Genomic DNA, 16048 nt, shown 5'->3' with positions numbered 1-16048 from the left:
GTCTTCGTCCCCTTCTGTCCCCGTATTCTCAAGGGTGTGATGGCGACACCCCTGCCCTGGCTCCGGGCGCTCAAGGAGACGGCCGTGTCCGGGCTGAGTGTGGAGCGGGCCTCGTTGACGCCGTTGATCGCGCTGCGGGGGGCGTGCGGGGTGGCCGTCGTGATCGGGGTGGCGCTGGCGGTGGGGTCGCCGGAGCTGGCGGTGTCCAGCGCGTTCGGGGCCTTCGCCTCGGGGGTGGCGACCTTTCAGCGGAGCTGGCGGCCGCGGCCCGTGCTGGCGCTGGCCGCGGCGGCGGGGCTGGCGCTCTCGACGTTCCTCGGGTATCTGCTGATCGGCTCCACGTCGGCGTTCGTGCTGCTGGTGGCGGTGTGGGCGTTCCTGGCCGGGATGGCGTGGGGGATAGGGCCCACCTCGGGGGTCGTGGCGGCGCTGAACGTCGCCGTCATGCTCATCACCGTCACCCTGCCGACGACCCTGCTGGGCGCGCTCAGCCACGCCGGGCTGATCGCGCTCGGCGGGGTGGTGCAGGCGGGGCTGATCGTGCTGTTCCCCGTACGGCCGTGGGGCGAGCGGCGGGACACGCTGGCCGACGCGCTCGCGGGCGTCGCGGACTACGCGCGGCGGCTGCGGCACGATCCGATGGCGCCCTTCGACCCCGAGCCGCTGATCGAGGCGCGCAGCGCGGCGGCGATCACGCCGCGGCAGGCGCGGCGCAGGCCCCGGCAGTTGCACGGGTACCGGGCGATGGCCGAGCGGTTCCGGCCGGTGCTCGGCTCGCTCGCCGACCCCGTCGTGGGCGGGGCGCCGCTGGAGGGGCCCGAGCGGACCCGGGTGCGGGAGCTGCTCGGCGCCGCCGCGACCGTGCTCGACGCGACCGCGCGGGCCATCCGGCGCGGCGAGCGGGTGCGGATCCCGGAGGAGGCGCTGGAGATCCTCCAAGTGCCCGAGGGCGGCGGCGTGCTGAGCGGGCCCGCGCGCAAGGCCGCGCTGCGGCTGATCGCGCTCACCGACGACGCGGTGGAGGCCGCGCAGGAGCCCGTTGAGGTGAGCAGGACGGGGCTGCGGCCGCGCGAGACCTGGCAGACGCTGGACGGGGAGTGGGAAGGGCACGGCTTCCCGGTCAGCAAGCCGCAGCGGCCCCGGCATCTGCACCGGCCCTCGCTCGCCGCGATGGTCCCGATCGCGCTGCGCGCCTTCCGCCGCGAACTGCGCTGGTCCTCGCCGATCCTGCGGCACGCGGTGCGCGTCAGCGCCGTCGCCTCGGCGGGCTATCTGCTGGGCAAGACACTGCCGCCCGCGCACGGCTACTGGGTCCCGCTGACCGCCGTGATGGTGCTGCGCCCGGACTTCTCCCGTACGTACGAGCGGGGCGTCGCGCGCTTCGCGGGGACGCTCGTCGGGGTCGGCGTCGCGGGCGGACTGATGGCCGTGCTGGGGCCCGGCCCGTATCTGAGCGCCGGGCTCGCCGTGGTGGCGGTGGGGCTGATGTATCTGCTGATGGGGACGGGGTACGCGATCACCTCGGCCTGCACCGGCGCGTACGTCGTCTTCCTGCTCGGCATCGCGGGCACCCTGTGGTCGCAGACCGCGTTCGAACGGGTCTGGCTGACCGCGACCGGCGGGGTGCTGGCCATGCTGAGTTACGCGCTCTTCCCCGCCTGGGAGACCCCGCTGCTGCGCGACCGGCTCGCCGACTGGCTGGAGGCGAACGGGCGGTACGCCATCGCCCTCTTCGACACCCTCGCCGACCCCGCCGAACGGGCCCCGCGCCAGGTGCGCGAGGCCCTGCTCGACGCGCGGGCCGCGCGCCAGGAGTGGGACCAGTCCGTGAGCCGCGCCGAGGCCGAGCCCGTACGGCACCGGGGGCGGCTCTCCCAGCGGTCCGCGACGGGCGCGCAGTCGGCGCTGGTGACCATGGGCCGCGCGGCGATGCTGCTGGAGGCGCACATCCCGGGCCGTGACGCGGAACCCTCGCGGGGCGCGGCCGACTTCGCCGCCGCGCTGGCGCCCGCGGTCGCCGCCGCCGTCACGGCCGTACGGGAGAGCGAGCCGGTGGACTGGAGCGAGGTCCATGCCGCGCTGGAGCGGTGGAACGCGCGCGCGGGCGATCCGCCGCCCGTCGGGCTGCGGACGGCGGACCTGCTGACGGACGCGCTGGACGACCTCGCGGAGGCGGTCGAGCCGAAGTAGCCGAAGTAGCCGAAGTAGCCGAAGTAGGGGCGCGGCTGCCGGTCAGGGACTCACCGGACCTCGAACTCGTTGCCCTCCGGGTCGGCCATCGCCACGAGGTGGCCGCCCGGCTCGACGACCACGCGCAGCGTGGTCGCGCCCAGCGCCTCCAGCCGTTTGACCTCCGCCTCGCGCGCGTCGGGCCCCGGGTGCAGGTTCAGGTGGAGCCGGTCCTTGCCCTGTCGCTCCTCGGGGACGGTGCGGAAGAGCAGGCGTCTGCCCAGTCCGGCCCCGGTGTCGGGGTCGACGGGGTCGTGCGGGTGGCGTATGGCCGCGGCGTGCCGCCATGCCTTGCGTCCGCCGTGCCGGTCGTCCGTGGCGATCTGGCCCTCGGTGATCGCGCCCATGCTGTGCAGGCGCTCGATGTGGGCGCTGTTGTCCTCGGCCGTGTAGCCGAGGGCCCGCTCCCAGAAGTGGGCCAGGCGGTGCGGGTCTTCGCAGTCGATGACGAGCTTCCAGTCGAGTGGCATGGCGACGTCCGTTCTCTGGTGCGGAGGAACGGTGTCTTCTCTAGCCGCACCCAGGTCGCCGCGCAACTGACGGCGGGCGAAGCTCAGTTGGTGATACGCCCGCCCGCGACGTCGATCGTCAGCCCGGTGAGCCACGAGGCGGCGTCCGAGGCGAGGAAGAGCGCGGCCGAGGCCACGTCCGCCGCCTCGCCCAGCCGCCCCAGCGGATGCCGGGCCGCGGCCTCCCGCTGGGCCTCGGGCGGCATCTGCCGGGCGACCCGTCCGGTGCGGACCGTGGTGGGGGCCAGGCAGTTGACGCGGACGCCGTACGGGCCGACCTCGGCGGCGAGCTGGGCGGTCAGCGCGGTGAGGCCCGCGTTCGCGACGCCGTGGGCGAGGTTGGCGCCGCCGGGCCGCCGCTCGGGCGGCGACGAGATCGTCAGGCACGCGCCCCCGCCCCGCTCGACCATGCCGGGCAGGAACGTACGCAGGGTCAGGAACGCCGAGGTCAGCTCCGTGTCGAGCGCCTGGCGCCAGCGGTCCTCGCCGAGTTCGAGCGCGGGGACGGGCGTGCCCCGGCCGCCCGCGAACGCCGCGACGATGTCGACGGGGCCCAGCTCCCCGGCGACCCGCTCGGCGAGCCGTCCGAGCGCCCGCGCGTCCGTGACGTCGGCGACGGCGCCCGTGGCCCGGCCGCCCGCCTTGCCGATGCTCTCCGCGACGGAGAAGAGCGCGGCCCTGTCCCGGCCGACGAGGCAGACGGCGACGCCCTGCGCGGCCAGCGCGCGCCCGGTCTCGGCGCCGATCCCGCGCGAACCGCCGGTGACGACGGCGACCTTGCCCGCGAGGTCGGGATAGACGGCCCGGGGCCCGGAGGAGGGAGGGGTGGGGGCGGTGGTCATGAGTCGTCTCCCGTGTCTTCCGTGTCTCCCGTGCCCTGGTTCCGGCCCGTGCCCGTGCCCCTGCCCCTGTCCGCGCCCGGGTCCTGGGCGTGGGCGAGTTCGCGCCTGCGGCGGTGCCCGTAGAGGGCCGACATCAGCGCGAGGCCGAGCGCGGCGGCCGTGACGGCGTTCCACCCGACGGTGAACCCGGTCATCCCGCCGGGCTCCGAACGGCGCGGCGAGGCCTCGCCGTCCGGGTCGTGGAAGACGCGGACCTCGTCGCCGACGTCGAGCCCGCGGCAGCTCATCCGCCTGCTCAGCACGGTGTCGTCGCCCTCCGGCAGCAGCGCGCAGCTCGGGCCGCCCTTCGAGGAGTCCCGCACGCTCTCCACGGTGGTGTCCACCCAGCGGCCCCGGTCGAGCAGCACCGCCGTGCTGAAGCCGGTGCCCGCGACGACGAGCAGCCCGATGAAGGCGCCCGCGAGGAGCACGGCGTACCGGCGGCGCGGCCCGTAGTGGATCAACTCCAGGTAGAGCACGAGGAGATAGAGCCCGGTGCCGAAGAACAGCAGCCAGAAGGTGCCCGTGCCCAGGTGCACGGGGAGCAGCGCGGTGGCCGCCGCCAGCACGCCGCCGACGAGCGTCGCGAGAAGCGCGAGCGCGACGGCCGCGCCCCGGGAGAGCCCGGCGATACGGGCGGCGAGGCGCGGACTGAGCCGGTGCGGGGCGAGGGGCTCGCCGCTGATCCGCAGGTAGAGGGGCGGCGCGGTGGGGCGGGCCGGACGCGCGGTGCCCCGCCCCGGCTTGGCGAGGTCCACGGGGGCGGTGCCGGGACCGGTGCCGGGACCGGGGGAGGTGAAGCGGCGGGCCTTCACGATCCCCGCCACGCCCGCCGCGCACACCAGTACGGCCCACAGGAGCAGCGCGGCGTAGATGTATGGGTCGGCCTGCTCGTACGGGTCGTCCTTGGCCGCCTCGACGAGTCCGGCCACGAGGAAGAGCGCGCCGAGCAGCAGTCCGAGCGTGGAGACGGTGGTCCACGCGGCCCGTGCTCCGCGCAGCGGGGGAACGATCGCGAGCACCTCGGGGCCGTGCGCGCGGAAGAGCCGGACGCGGTCCCGGCTGCGCAGGGCGAGCAGCGCGGAGAGGGCGAGCGCGGCGAGGGTGACCAGGATTCCGGCGATCAGCGAACCGAGCGCCGCCGTGGGGCTGGTGGCCGTGTTCCGGACCCGGTCGTGGATGCCCGCGAAGATCATGCCCGTACCGGCGCAGAGCCCCAGGACGAGCAGTGTCCACGAGAAGAGCAGCCGCCCGGCCAGCTCGCGCCGCAGCAGTTCCCCGGGCTGTCCCGCACCCGCCGCCATCTGAAGCTCTCCCCCGTGCTGTCGCGCTGTGTGTCCCCGCACTGTATGCGTACGCCCGAAGGAGCCGTCACGGGCGGGTCCGAGGGGCGCGGGACCCGCCCGTGACGGGGTCGGACCGGTCGGATCACTACCGGCGCTGCGGCGGCCGCTTCGGCGGCTGGTCGCACTTCTTCCAGGCGAAGTGGTAGACGGTGCTCACGTCGCCGTCGGTCGAGTCCATGGTCATGAAGCTCGTGGTGTTCTTGGTGTCCGAGGTGCCCGCGTTGACGCGCAGCTCGGTGTTGATGTTGAAGTTGCGGAGTTCACCGCAGGGGGCCCAGACGAGATGGGCGTAGTCGGTCTTGTCGGTGGCCTGCCAGTTGTCGTCGTAGGCCCCGGCGTAGTTGTGGGTGTGCGTCGTGGTCTCGGGCGAGCCCTGGAAGTAGTAGCTCGCCTTGGAGATGCTGGAGGCGCCCTGTTCCAGGTGGGCGTAGCCGCGGTAGTCCACGCTGGCGATCGCGTACGTGAAGCCCTGCGGCACGTGCATGATCAGGTTGAGCTGGCAGTTCTTGCGGAAGTCGACGGGCTTGGCGCCCTTGCCGACCTGGGCCAGATAGTCGGAGTAGGTGACGGTGAACGCCTTGTTGTCCGGCGAGACGGCGACGGCGGCGGTGCCCTGGGGACACCCCGAGCCGTTGACAGTCGCGATCTTGATGACGATCGAGTCGTCGGGCGGGTCCTCGAAGACCGGGCCGCCCGCGTGGGCGGACGTACCGGCGAGAGTCGAGGCGAGCAGGGCGGCCAAGGCGCCGCCGGCCAGAAGAGCACCGGGCATGGTTCCCTCATTTCTGGTGGCGGATGGGGCTACTCGGTGCTCAGCACTTCTTCCAGGCGAGCTGGAAGACCGTGCTCACGCTGCCGTCGGTCGAGTCCATGGACATGAAGCTGGTGTTCTTGGCGCCACTCGAACCGGCGTTGACCCTCAGCTCGGAATTGATGTTGAAGTTCTTGTCCTCGCCGCAGGGCGCCCAGACCAGCGCGCTGTAGTCCGTGCTGTCCCTGGTCTGCCAGTTGTCGGAGAGCGGGCCCTCGAACCTGTGGCTCTGGCGCGCGGTGTCGGAGGAGCCCTGGAAGTAGTAGCTCGCTTTCTGGAGGCCCTGGCCGCCGTTCTCCAGGTGCGCGAATCCGCGGTAGTCCACGGCGGCGATGGCGTAGGTGAATCCTTGCGGCACATGCACGTTGAGGTTGAGCTGGCAGTTCTTGCGCATGTCGGTCGGATCGGAGTCGCCGCCCGCTCTCGCGAGATAATCGCTGTACGTGACGGTGAACGCGGTGTTGTCGTGGGAGACGCCCACGGCGGTCGTTCCCCTGGGGCATCCGGAACCGTTGACGGTCTGGACGGACACCTCGATCTTCTGCGGCGGGATCTCGGCAGCCGCCGGTACGGCCTGGGCGGGCGTCGTGGACGCGAGAAGCGCCGCGAATCCGCCGGTGAGCAGGGCACCGAACATCGCTCTGACATCTCCTTTCGGAAACAAGGGTGTGCCGCGCGGGGAATTCCGGAGAGAAACGCGGAGAGAGGGAAAGGAGGAGCAGACCGCGAATTTCTGGGGACGCGTGCTGCGGCGCGGTAAGCGTACGACTGAGAGCGTTCTCCGAAAAAGACCTGAGAAAGCTTTGGGTAACGGTATTCAGGCCATATTCGCGGAGTGCCGGTGATGTCGTGACATGCGAGAACACGGGTCACCTCCCGTCCTGTCCAGGACCGGGCGTCCCGCCAGGTGTCTTGCGCGCGCGTAGACCACAGGGGGCGACACGGAAAGCATGCGACCATAACCCCGAGATTTGTGAGGCGCGTGACAATCGGGGGAGGGGTGGCGCGGCCTAGCCTGTGGCGTGATGCCGCGTCGGAGAGCGTTCCGCAGAACTCCCCCCACCGTCCCCACCGTTGTCACCTCGAAGACCGCCTGGCTCGGGCTGGCCGCGGCCCTGCTGCTCGTGGCCGTGCTGCTGTCCGCGCCCGGGAGCGGCGAGGACCGGGGGTGCTCCGGCGCGCGCGTGACGGGGTGGCGGGCCGCCGAGGGGATGAACGCGGAGCTGGCGCGGTACGGGAACGACAACGCGCGCCTCGACGACTGGACGGGCGGCGACGGCACCCGGACCGTACGGCTGCCCGACGGCCGCACCCTGTGGCTGTCGGCCGACACCTTCCTCGACGAGGTCTACGGCGGCAAGAGCCGCAAGCCCAACCCCGTCTGGGTGCGCAACTCCGGGCTCGTGATGTCGGCCGAGGGCCGCTTCCAGCGCACGCTGCTCGGCGGCGAGGAGAGCCGGCCGACAGCGCTCTTCCCCGGTACCGCCACCGGCGACGGCCGCGAGGCGTGGCGCTGGCCCGTACAGGGCGTGGTCGAGCCGAGGTCGCCGGGGTCGAAGGAGAAGGTCGTCCGGGTGCTGCTCTGGCAGCGCGAGGCCGGGACCGCGCCCTGGATCTTCGGGGTGCCGAGGGCGAGCGAGGTCGCCACCCTCTCGCTGCCCGACCTCGAGGTCGAGGACATCCGCACGATCTACGAGCCGCGCCACACCGACGTCGAACGCCGCGTGCTCTACGGCACCTCGGCGATCACCGAGGGCGGCTGGACGTACGTCTTCGGCGCGGACGAGGGCAGCGTGAGCGGCAAGCCCTCGCGGGCCCACGTCGCGCGCGCCCCCGAGGGGCGGCTCGCGGACAAGGACGCGTGGGAGTACTGGGGCGGCGCCGGGCGCGGCACCGAGGGCAAGTCCAGCGCGGGCGCCAAGGGGCTCGGCTGGCAGGGCGACCCGGCGAAGTCCGTGCCGATACTCGTCGGCGAGACCGACCAGCGCGGCGCGACCGGCACGTACACGGTCGTACGGCGGGGCGACACCTGGCTGCTGATGACGATGGACGCGGGCGGCAGCGGGCTGACGGACGTCGTCTCGTACTGGTCGTGCACCCCGACCGGGCCCTGGCACGGACCCAGCAAGGTCGCCGCGCCGCCGCTGCCGCCGGGCGGCAAGGAGGCGGGCGCGGTCCCCTACAACCCGCAGGCGCACGCCGAGTTCGACACGAGCGGTGGCGAGCTGCTGATGAGCTACGACGTGAACGTCATGAACAACTCCAGCGTCATCCACCAGGACGTCGCCTACTACCGGCCCCGCTTTCTGCGACTGGTCACGTCGCCCGCGAAGAAGAAATAGGGCGTGGCCGGGACGGGGGCTGAGCAGAGGGTGCCCCGTGCTGTGCTTCGCAGGGTGCGAGTGCGCCGTGGCTGGGTGCGCAGTTCCCCGCGCCCCTTGAGGGCACTCCTCTGAGCGCCCCGTCAGGGGCACCCCCTGCCCAGCCCTGAGGGGAGGGCAGCCATGTGCCGCCCGGCACGGGCTAGGAGCCCTCGGTGCGGCGGGCCGCCTCCGTCGGGCGGCGGGACGGGTCCGGGTCCTGGTCGATGTCGGGGACGCCGTCCGCGTCCTCGTCGCGGGTCTCCTCCTCCCACATCGCCCGGTACTTCGCGTCGCGCACCTTCAGCAGGACGCACGCGACCAGCGCGGAGAAGAGGGAGCCGACGAGCACCGCCGCCTTCGCGTGCTCCGTCACGGCGGGCCCCGTGAAGGCCAGCTCCGTCACCAGCAGCGAGACGGTGAAGCCGATGCCCGCGAGCATCGCGACGCCCGCCACGTCCGACCACGCCAGTTCGGGGTTGAGGCGGGCCCGGGTGAAGCGCGCCGCGAGATACGTGCCGCCGAAGACGCCCAGGAACTTGCCCGCGACCAGCCCCAGCATCACGCCGAGCGCCTCCGGCTGCCGGAACGTCTCGGCCAGCGCCGAGCCCGAGACGGCCACGCCCGCCGAGAACAGCGCGAAGACGGGCACCGCGAACCCCGCCGACAGCGGACGGACCAGGTGTTCGACGCGCTCCCCGGTGGAGACCTCGTCCGGCTCCTTCGTCGAGACGCGCAGCAGGAAGCCCATGGCCACGCCCGCGATCGTCGCGTGCACGCCGCTGTTGTACATCAGCCCCCAGATCACCAGGCCCAGCGGCACGTACACGTACCAGCCCCGCACCCGCAGATTGACGTGCAGCACGCGGAAGAGGACGAGCCCGGCGACCGCGCCGCCGAACGCCCACCAGTTGAGGGTCGAGGTGTAGAAGACGGCGATCACCATGATCGCGCCCAGGTCGTCGACGATGGCGAGGGTGAGGAGGAAGGCGCGGATCCCGGACGGCAGGTTCGTGCCGATCACCGCGAGGACGCCGAGCGCGAAGGCGATGTCCGTCGCCATCGGGATGGCCCAGCCTTGCATCTGCCCGCCGCCCGCCGCGCTCGCCGCGACGTAGAACAGCGCGGGCACCGCCATCCCGCAGACCGCCGCGACCACGGGCAGCGCCGCGGCGGCCGGGCGGCGCAGCTCGCCCACGGTCAGCTCGCGCTTCAGTTCGATCCCGGCGACGAAGAAGAAGATCGTCAGGATGCCGTCCGAGGCCCAGTGCTCCACGGAGAGGTCCAGGCCGAGCGCCGGGATGCCGAAGTGGAAGTCCCGCACCGTGTCGTACACGCCGCTCAGCGGGGTGTTCGCCCAGACGAGCGCGACCACGGCCGCGAACAGCAGCACCATCCCGCCCACGGTCTCGGTGCGCAGCGCGTCCGTGAGGTGCTTGCGCTCCTTGGCCGAGGGGCGGCCGAACAGGGACGTGGAGGAGGAGGGCGAGGGGGAGGGGGACGTCATGGGGAGGCTCTCCGTGCGGGTGCGGGAACGGCAGGGGGACGCGGTGGCCCCCGGGGAGGGGCTCCCGCGCCGCCGACCAGTCTTCCCGGCACACCTTTGACGTGATCTTGACGTCTCCCTGACACCGTACTCGTACGCGTACGGACGTGCGCAAGGGGACCTCGCATACGCTGTGCCCCCGCCGACCCGGAGAAGCAGCGACCCAGATGAAGCCCGTCCTATGAAGCGCGAGCCGATACCCAGCGAGTTCCTGGGCTCCTACCCCCGCCTGCTGGCGGTGATCTCGGACACCGGGCGGCTGCCGCGCCGCGACGAGCTGGACGCCTTCCGCGAGCTGGGCGAACGCGCCGCCGAGAGCGGCTACGGGCTCCGGGGACTCGTCGGCCTCTATCTCACCGAGACCCGGCGGCTGTGGGCCACGCTGCCCGGCGTGCTGGGAGCGGGCGCCCTCGGGCCCCGCGGCCACATCCGTACGGGCGACTCCGTGCTCGGCGCCGTCGACGCGGTCGTCGCCGCGCTGGGGGAGGGGCACGAGCGGGCGCAGCGGCTGGCCGTACGGCAGGAGGAGGGCGAGCGGCGCGAGTTCATCGACGACCTCCTCTACGGGCGCAGCGACCTGGGCAGGCTCGCCGAGCGCGCCCAGCGCTTCGGGCTGCACCTGGCGGACCGGCACGTGGTGGCGGTGGCCGCTGCGGCCGAGAAGTACGACGACGTGCACCCCACCGTGCGGCGCGTGGAGCGCGAGCTGCTGGGCCGGTTCGGCGAGCACGACGTGCTGCTCTCCACCAAGGAGGGGCGGCTCGTGTGCATCGCGGGCAGCGGCGACAGCACGGTGATGGAGGCCTTCGCGCGGCTCGCCGAGGACCCCGGGCGCGGCTACGCGGCGGCGCGGCGCGTGGCCTTCGGGCGCGAGCACGCGGGCGCGGGCGGCGTGGTGCGCAGCTACGAGGAGGCCGTCGAGGCGCTGCGGCTCGCCGACCGCATCGGCGTGCCCGCCGTGCGGGTGCACGCGGGCAAGATGCTCGTCTTCCCGGTCCTGCTGCGCGACCGGGAGGCCATGGCGGACCTCGTACGGACCGTCCTCGGGCCGCTCGGTCAGGCGCGCGGCGGGGCCCGGCCGCTGCTGGAGACGCTGGAGGTGTGCGCCGCCGCGGGCTACGTCAACGCGGAGGCCGCCCGCCGGCTCGGCGTGAGCGTGCGCACCCTCTCCTACCGCCTGGAGCGCATCCGCACCCTCACCGGCTACGACCCTGGCGACGCCCTGCAGCGCTTCACGCTGGAGACGGCGGAGCTGGGCGCCCGGCTGCTCGGCTGGCCGGAAAACGATCTGTAGTCCGCTCCCGCTGCCCGTTCCCACATCACGCATGCCCGTTTCGGGGGTTCGCTCGCCCGTTCCCTGTCCGGAGATCTGTGCCCGTTCCGTGGCGGAGACGTGGCACAGGTGTCGATCACCGCTGGAACCGGGCACGGTTCCACCCCGAGCCGGACGTAAATGGGGCGTAAAGATTGCCAGGATCAGGAAGTGTGTCTTCGCGACGGGGAGTGTCAGGATGACGGCACACCGCGACGGGGAGACGCGGTGTCCGACGGGAGCCGATGCCTTCGACGGGGGTGGGGGCATCGGCTCTCCGTCGCGACCGGGCCCCGCCGCACGCGCCGCCGGGAGCGGTCCGCGCGGGGAGCCTCCGGGACGCTGATTGCCGGGTTCGTACGTCTCCGGACATCACACGGTGGCGCAGCGCGTGACCGAGAATCGCCCGCTCGCCTCGCGGCGGCTGCTGACCGCGTCCTCGGCGAAGCCCGCCTTCACGGGCCAGATCCCGGCCTCGTCGGCCGGCCGTCCGCGCCGCGCCGTGAACAGAAGCGTTCCGCCGGGCGCGAGCAGCGCCCGCAGCGCCTCCAGCGAGGCGCGCACCGTCTCGCCGTCCGCGATCCGCTCGTAGAGCCCCGGGACCACCACCAGGTCCGGGCGCAGCCCGCCCGGGAGCGGCGCGGGGTCGAGCGCGTCGCCCCACTCGAACGTGAGCGCCCCCGGCGGCAGCCCCCGCTCCCGCGCCAGGCGGCGGCCCCGCGCGAGTGCCTCGGGCGCCACATCCCGGCAGACCACCCGGAGCTGGCCGCCCGGCTGCTCCTCGGCGACCAGGTCCTGGAGGCAGCGCCCGGGGCCCGACGCGGCGTCGAGCACCACGATCTCGCCGCCCCTGCCCGCGATCTCCTCGCGCAGCATCCGCTGGAGCAGCGCGTACCGGGCGCGGAGCGCGCGTGCCTCCCGGGCGCCGAGGTACGCGCGGTCGACGAGCCGTCCCGCGCCGAGGACGCCCAGGAGGCCGTGCGGCGTGTTCGCGTACACGTAGTCGTGTGCCAGGGCGCTGTCGAAGCCGTGCCGGTGGCCGATGCGGACGCCCTTGCTCGCGCGTCCCACCGTCCCGAGCAGACCGCGTGCCGCGGTCCGCATGACCCTCTCGGTCCTGCCGCTCATCGGAGTCCCTCCCCTTTCCCCTGTTCCGTCTCTTCTTCTGTCTGCACCGCGGCGCTGTCCAGCACGCATGCGGTGATCTTCCGAAGGGCCTTCCGGGGGCTCCGTGTTCGCGGTTGCATCGTCAACTTTTGCTGTTCCCGCGCCCCTTGCGGAGAACTCCGCGCGGCGAATACGTGAAGCTGGCACAGATTGTGGAACCGGTTCTTCCTGTCCCTGCGTGAGACACAGGGAACTCCCCTTCTGCAGGGCGTTCCTGGGGCCAGGAAGCGCCTTGAGGGGGGCGTGGGGCGCTGATACTGTGCCTTGGATTTACACGGCGTGGTCACCTGTCGGTTCACGGGGGTATGTCCGACATAGAGGTGACGGGGGTTAGTTGGTGCAAATGGTGACGGGGGTGGTGATATGAAGACCCAGGAGCGCAGCGCCGCGGGTGCGAATCGCGCGGCCACGGGCACGGCCCTCGCCGGGGACCGGCTGCCCTCGGCTCCCCGGGAGCGCAAGCCCGCGCTGGCCGCCCTGGCCGTGCTGCTGGTGCTGCTCGGCGCGCTCGGCGCGACCGTCCTGGTGATGCGCGCGGGCGACCGTATCGAGGCGATCGCGATCACGGAGCGGGTGCCCCAGGGGCAGCCCGTGCCGGACTCGGCGATCAAATCGGTGATGGTGGCCGAGGACAGCGACATCAAGTACGTCCGCTGGGAACAGCGCGGTCTGCTGAAGAAGTACCGCGCCGCCACCGATCTCGTCGACGGAGCCGTTCTCGTGGGCAGCATGCTCACCAAGGAGAAGGGGCTCGCGGACGGAAAGGTCGTCGTCGGTCTCTCCCTGAAGAGCGGCCAGTATCCGGCCCGGCTCGAAGAAGGGGATTCCGTCGCTGCGTACCGCGTGGGCGACCGGGGTTCCTCCGGCGGCGGCACGGGCGGTTCCGGTAATGGCGGTACGGGCGGCGGGAGTTCTTCCGGCAGGACCGACACGCTGATTACCGAGGGCGCGAGGGTGCAGTCCATCAAGAAGAACACCGAGGATTCCTCGTTCAGCGGGGATCTTCCGGTTTCCGTCGTCGTCGACGAGTCCGACGCAGCGGCCCTGACCTCGGCGGCCTCCAGCGGCGAAGTGTCCCTGGTTCTCGGACCCGGGTCCGGCAGTGGCAGTTGAGCGGGAACCGGCCCTCCCCGGCGGAGGGCACGGGGGAGCAACGGGGAACAGCAGGAACAGCAGGACCAGCGGGGACAACGGGGACAGCGGGAAGAAGGTGCGGAGCTAGATGGCGCTGATCGCACTCGCCGCGGACAAGGGCGCGCCCGGCGTCACCACGGCGGCGGTCGCCCTGTCCGCGGTGTGGCCGCGCCGCGCGCTGCTGGCCGAGGTGGACACGGCCGGCGGCGACCTCGTCTACCGGAGCGCGAGCGCGGACGGGGGTCCGCTCGAACCCAACACGGGCATGCTCTCGCTCGCCGCGAGCGCGCGCCGGGGGCTCGCCCCCGAGCAGCTCTGGGAGCACACCCAGCGGCTCTCCGGCGGCCTCGACGTGCTCGTCGGCCTCGGCAACGCCGAGCAGTCCGCCGGGCTCGCCGGTCAGTGGGCCACGCTCGGCCGCGCGTTCGCCACGCTCGCCGACGTGCCGGACCCGGCGTCGGCGGCCGACGTCATCGCGGACTGCGGGCGCGTGGGACCCGAGTCGGCGTCCGTCGCGCTCTTCGAGCACGCGGCGCTGGTGCTGCTGCTGTCCCGTACGGAGCCCGAGCAGCTCGCGCGCGTACGGGACCGCGCCGCCACGCTCTCCGCGCGGCTGCACGGCGGCCACCGGGGCGCGGCGCAGCTCGCCCAGCCGCTGATCGGCGTGGTCCTGATCGCCGAGGCGCAGGGCAGCGCGAAGATCGCCGGGCAGGTCAACGACATGCTGGTCGCTTCCCGCGCGGGGGCCCAGGTGATGGGTGTGCTGGCGCACGACTCCGCGGGGGCGGCGCAGTTGGCGGGGCGGCGGAGGGGGCGCGTCGACAAGTCGCTGCTCGTACGGTCGGTGCGCAAGGTCGCCGTCGACCTCCACCGGCAGTACGGGGCGGCGTGGACGACGGCGCCGTCCTCGCCTCAGCAGGCGCCGGGTCAGCTCGCGGCTGGGCCCCGGCCCGCGGGCCAGCTTCCCCAGGGTGCGCCCGCCTCTCAGCCTCCGGCTCAGCCTCAGCCTCCGGCTCAGCTTCAGCCTCCGGCCCAGCCCATGCCGCAGCCTCGTCCCCTCTCCGAGGACCTGGAGCAGGCGCGTGCCCGGCGGTTCCAGGGCGGCAACCTCCAGTCGCGGGCCCAGCCTCAGCCCCAGCCCACTCCGGACGAGACCCAGCAATTCCGACTGCCCCGGGCAGAGGGGGCAGGCCAATGAGCACCACGCACCCGGCGAAGAGGGCTGCGCTTGCCAGCCCTGCTCCCCCAAGCTCTTCGAGCAGGGGGTACCCCCAGTGGCAGACCTCCCAAGCACAGCAGGGAGAAGCAGACGTGCCCCGTCAGGGGCGCGGGGAACTGCGCGAGCGGCCACGATGCTCGGCGCTCCCCGCGAAGCACGGCAAGGGGCAGTCTCTGTTCGGCCCGTATACCGACCGTTCGGGAGGCCGGCGTGAGTGAGACCACCGTCGACCACACCCTGGTGAAGCGGTTCCGGCAGGAGGCCGGGGACCGGATCGCCGATCAGCGTCGGATCGATCAGGCGTCCGGCGTCGCGCCGATGACGACCGAGGACGAGCGGCAGTTCGCGCGTGCCGTCATCGCGCAGATCCTGGAGGAGTACGCGCGCTCGGAGATCACCGCCGGGCGCACCCCTCCGGACGCGCGCGCGGAGGAGGCGTACGCCGCCGCCGTGCACGCCGCGCTCTTCGGCGTGGGCCGCCTCCAGCCGCTGCTGGACGACCCCGAGGTCGAGAACATCGACGTCAACGGCTACGACCAGGTGTTCGTCGGCTACGCCAACGGGCACGAGACGCGCGGCGAGCCCGTCGCCGAGTCCGACGAGGAACTCGTCGAGCTGATCCAGATACTGGGCGCCTACTCGGGCCTGTCCTCGCGGCCGTTCGACTCCGCGAACCCGCAGCTCGACCTGCGGCTCCCGGACGGCTCCCGGCTCTCGGCCGTGATGGACGTGACGCGGCGCCCCGCGCTCTCCATCCGCCGTGCCCGCATGGGCAAGGTCTTCGTCTCCGACCTGGTTGGGAACGGGACGCTCACCCCGGAGCTGGGGAGCTTCCTGACCGCCGCCGTCCGCGCCCGCAAGAACATCATGATCGCGGGCGCGACCAACGCGGGCAAAACGACACTGCTGCGGGCCCTCGCCAACGAGATCCCGGCGCACGAGCGCCTCATCACCGTCGAGCGCGCGCTGGAGCTGGGCCTGGAGCACTTCCCGGATCTGCACCCGAACGTCGTCGCGTTCGAGGAGCGGCTGCCGAACTCCGAGGGGCACGGCGCCATCACCATGGCCGAACTGGTGCGCAGGTCGCTGCGTATGAACCCGTCCCGGGTGATCGTCGGCGAGGTCCTCGGCGACGAGATCGTGACCATGCTCAACGCGATGTCGCAGGGCAACGACGGGTCCCTGTCCACCATTCACGCCAACAGCTCCAGCGAGGTCTTCAACCGCATCTCGACCTACGCTCTCCAGGCCAACGAGCGGCTGCCGATCGAGGCCAGCCAGATGCTCGTGGCCGGGGCGATCAACTTCGTGGTCTTCGTCGAGCGGCGCAACGCCTACCAGACCGGCGGGCGTCTCAGCCGCTCCGTGACCTCCGTACGGGAGATCAACGGGGTGGACGGCCGGGTGCTCTCCAGCGAGGTGTTCACCGAGACGCCCGACGGGCGGGTCATGGCCCACGCCCCGATCTCCTGTGCGCAGGAACTGTCCGTCTACGGATACAAGCCGACCGGAAACTGGGGGTGAGAAGTGCCTG

13 protein-coding genes are annotated in these 16048 nt (G+C 72.8%); 6 read left to right on the top strand and 7 right to left on the bottom strand.

What is annotated here, in order from left to right; genetic code table 11:
• Positions 1 to 39: 39 nt before the first annotated feature.
• The gene (locus ABD343_RS26925; protein ID WP_344532261.1) at positions 40 to 2190 is read left to right on the top strand and encodes an FUSC family protein; all 2151 of its coding nucleotides are present in this window, start codon (positions 40 to 42) and stop codon (positions 2188 to 2190) included.
• A gap of 50 nt (positions 2191 to 2240) precedes the next feature.
• Here ABD343_RS26925 and ABD343_RS26920 read toward each other — a convergent pair whose 3' ends face one another.
• The 5 genes from ABD343_RS26920 to ABD343_RS26900 form a co-directional block, all read right to left on the bottom strand.
• A complete protein-coding gene (locus ABD343_RS26920) occupies positions 2241 to 2699 on the bottom strand; it encodes a VOC family protein (protein ID WP_344531915.1) in 459 nt (152 codons plus the stop codon).
• An 83-nt stretch (positions 2700 to 2782) separates the two neighbouring features.
• A complete protein-coding gene (locus tag ABD343_RS26915) occupies positions 2783 to 3580 on the bottom strand; it encodes an SDR family NAD(P)-dependent oxidoreductase (RefSeq protein ID WP_344531914.1) in 798 nt (265 codons plus the stop codon).
• On the bottom strand, positions 3577 to 4923 hold the full coding sequence (locus tag ABD343_RS26910) for a hypothetical protein (protein WP_344531913.1): 1347 nt from the start codon (positions 4921 to 4923) through the stop codon (positions 3577 to 3579). The genes ABD343_RS26915 and ABD343_RS26910 overlap by 4 nt, the downstream gene beginning before the upstream one ends.
• Positions 4924 to 5050: 127 nt before the next feature.
• Positions 5051 to 5737, bottom strand: coding sequence for a DUF4360 domain-containing protein (locus ABD343_RS26905; RefSeq protein ID WP_344531912.1), 687 nt, complete (start codon positions 5735 to 5737; stop codon positions 5051 to 5053).
• 40 nt (positions 5738 to 5777) lie between these two features.
• Positions 5778 to 6413, bottom strand: a complete 636-nt coding sequence (locus tag ABD343_RS26900) for a DUF4360 domain-containing protein (RefSeq protein ID WP_344531911.1) — start codon at positions 6411 to 6413, stop codon at positions 5778 to 5780.
• A 388-nt stretch (positions 6414 to 6801) separates the two neighbouring features.
• Here ABD343_RS26900 and ABD343_RS26895 point away from each other — a divergent pair, with 388 nt between their 5' ends.
• On the top strand, positions 6802 to 8118 hold the full coding sequence (locus tag ABD343_RS26895; RefSeq protein WP_344531910.1) for a glycoside hydrolase family 183 protein: 1317 nt from the start codon (positions 6802 to 6804) through the stop codon (positions 8116 to 8118).
• A 181-nt stretch (positions 8119 to 8299) separates the two neighbouring features.
• Here the strand turns inward: ABD343_RS26895 and nhaA are convergent, their stop codons facing one another.
• Complete coding sequence (gene nhaA / locus ABD343_RS26890) at positions 8300 to 9643, bottom strand: Na+/H+ antiporter NhaA (RefSeq protein WP_344531909.1); 1344 nt, start codon at positions 9641 to 9643, stop codon at positions 8300 to 8302.
• Between the two features lie 220 nt (positions 9644 to 9863).
• Here nhaA and ABD343_RS26885 point away from each other — a divergent pair, with 220 nt between their 5' ends.
• Positions 9864 to 10976 carry a PucR family transcriptional regulator gene (locus ABD343_RS26885; protein ID WP_344531908.1) on the top strand — a complete coding sequence of 371 codons (1113 nt, stop codon included), beginning with the start codon at positions 9864 to 9866 and terminating at the stop codon, positions 10974 to 10976.
• Positions 10977 to 11366: 390 nt separating this feature from the next.
• Here ABD343_RS26885 and ABD343_RS26880 read toward each other — a convergent pair whose 3' ends face one another.
• Complete coding sequence (locus ABD343_RS26880; RefSeq protein WP_344531907.1) at positions 11367 to 12122, bottom strand: class I SAM-dependent methyltransferase family protein; 756 nt, start codon at positions 12120 to 12122, stop codon at positions 11367 to 11369.
• Between the two features lie 402 nt (positions 12123 to 12524).
• Between ABD343_RS26880 and ABD343_RS26875 the strand changes: the two genes are divergently transcribed.
• The 3 genes from ABD343_RS26875 to ABD343_RS26865 all read left to right on the top strand — a co-directional run bounded on the left by ABD343_RS26875 (position 12525) and on the right by ABD343_RS26865 (position 16038).
• Positions 12525 to 13274 (top strand): hypothetical protein, encoded by a 750-nt coding sequence (locus ABD343_RS26875; RefSeq protein ID WP_344531906.1) that lies wholly within the window; start codon positions 12525 to 12527, stop codon positions 13272 to 13274.
• Between the two features lie 109 nt (positions 13275 to 13383).
• On the top strand, positions 13384 to 14493 hold the full coding sequence (locus ABD343_RS26870; protein WP_425578277.1) for a hypothetical protein: 1110 nt from the start codon (positions 13384 to 13386) through the stop codon (positions 14491 to 14493).
• Positions 14494 to 14724: 231 nt separating this feature from the next.
• On the top strand, positions 14725 to 16038 hold the full coding sequence (locus ABD343_RS26865) for a TadA family conjugal transfer-associated ATPase (RefSeq protein ID WP_344531905.1): 1314 nt from the start codon (positions 14725 to 14727) through the stop codon (positions 16036 to 16038).
• Positions 16039 to 16048: the final 10 nt, after the last annotated feature.

The organism is Streptomyces albiaxialis, from assembly GCF_039530985.1.
Taxonomy (GTDB): domain Bacteria; phylum Actinomycetota; class Actinomycetes; order Streptomycetales; family Streptomycetaceae; genus Streptomyces; species Streptomyces albiaxialis.
Note: the sequence above shows the minus strand (reverse complement) of the source record. Positions and strands in the feature narration are given on the sequence as shown.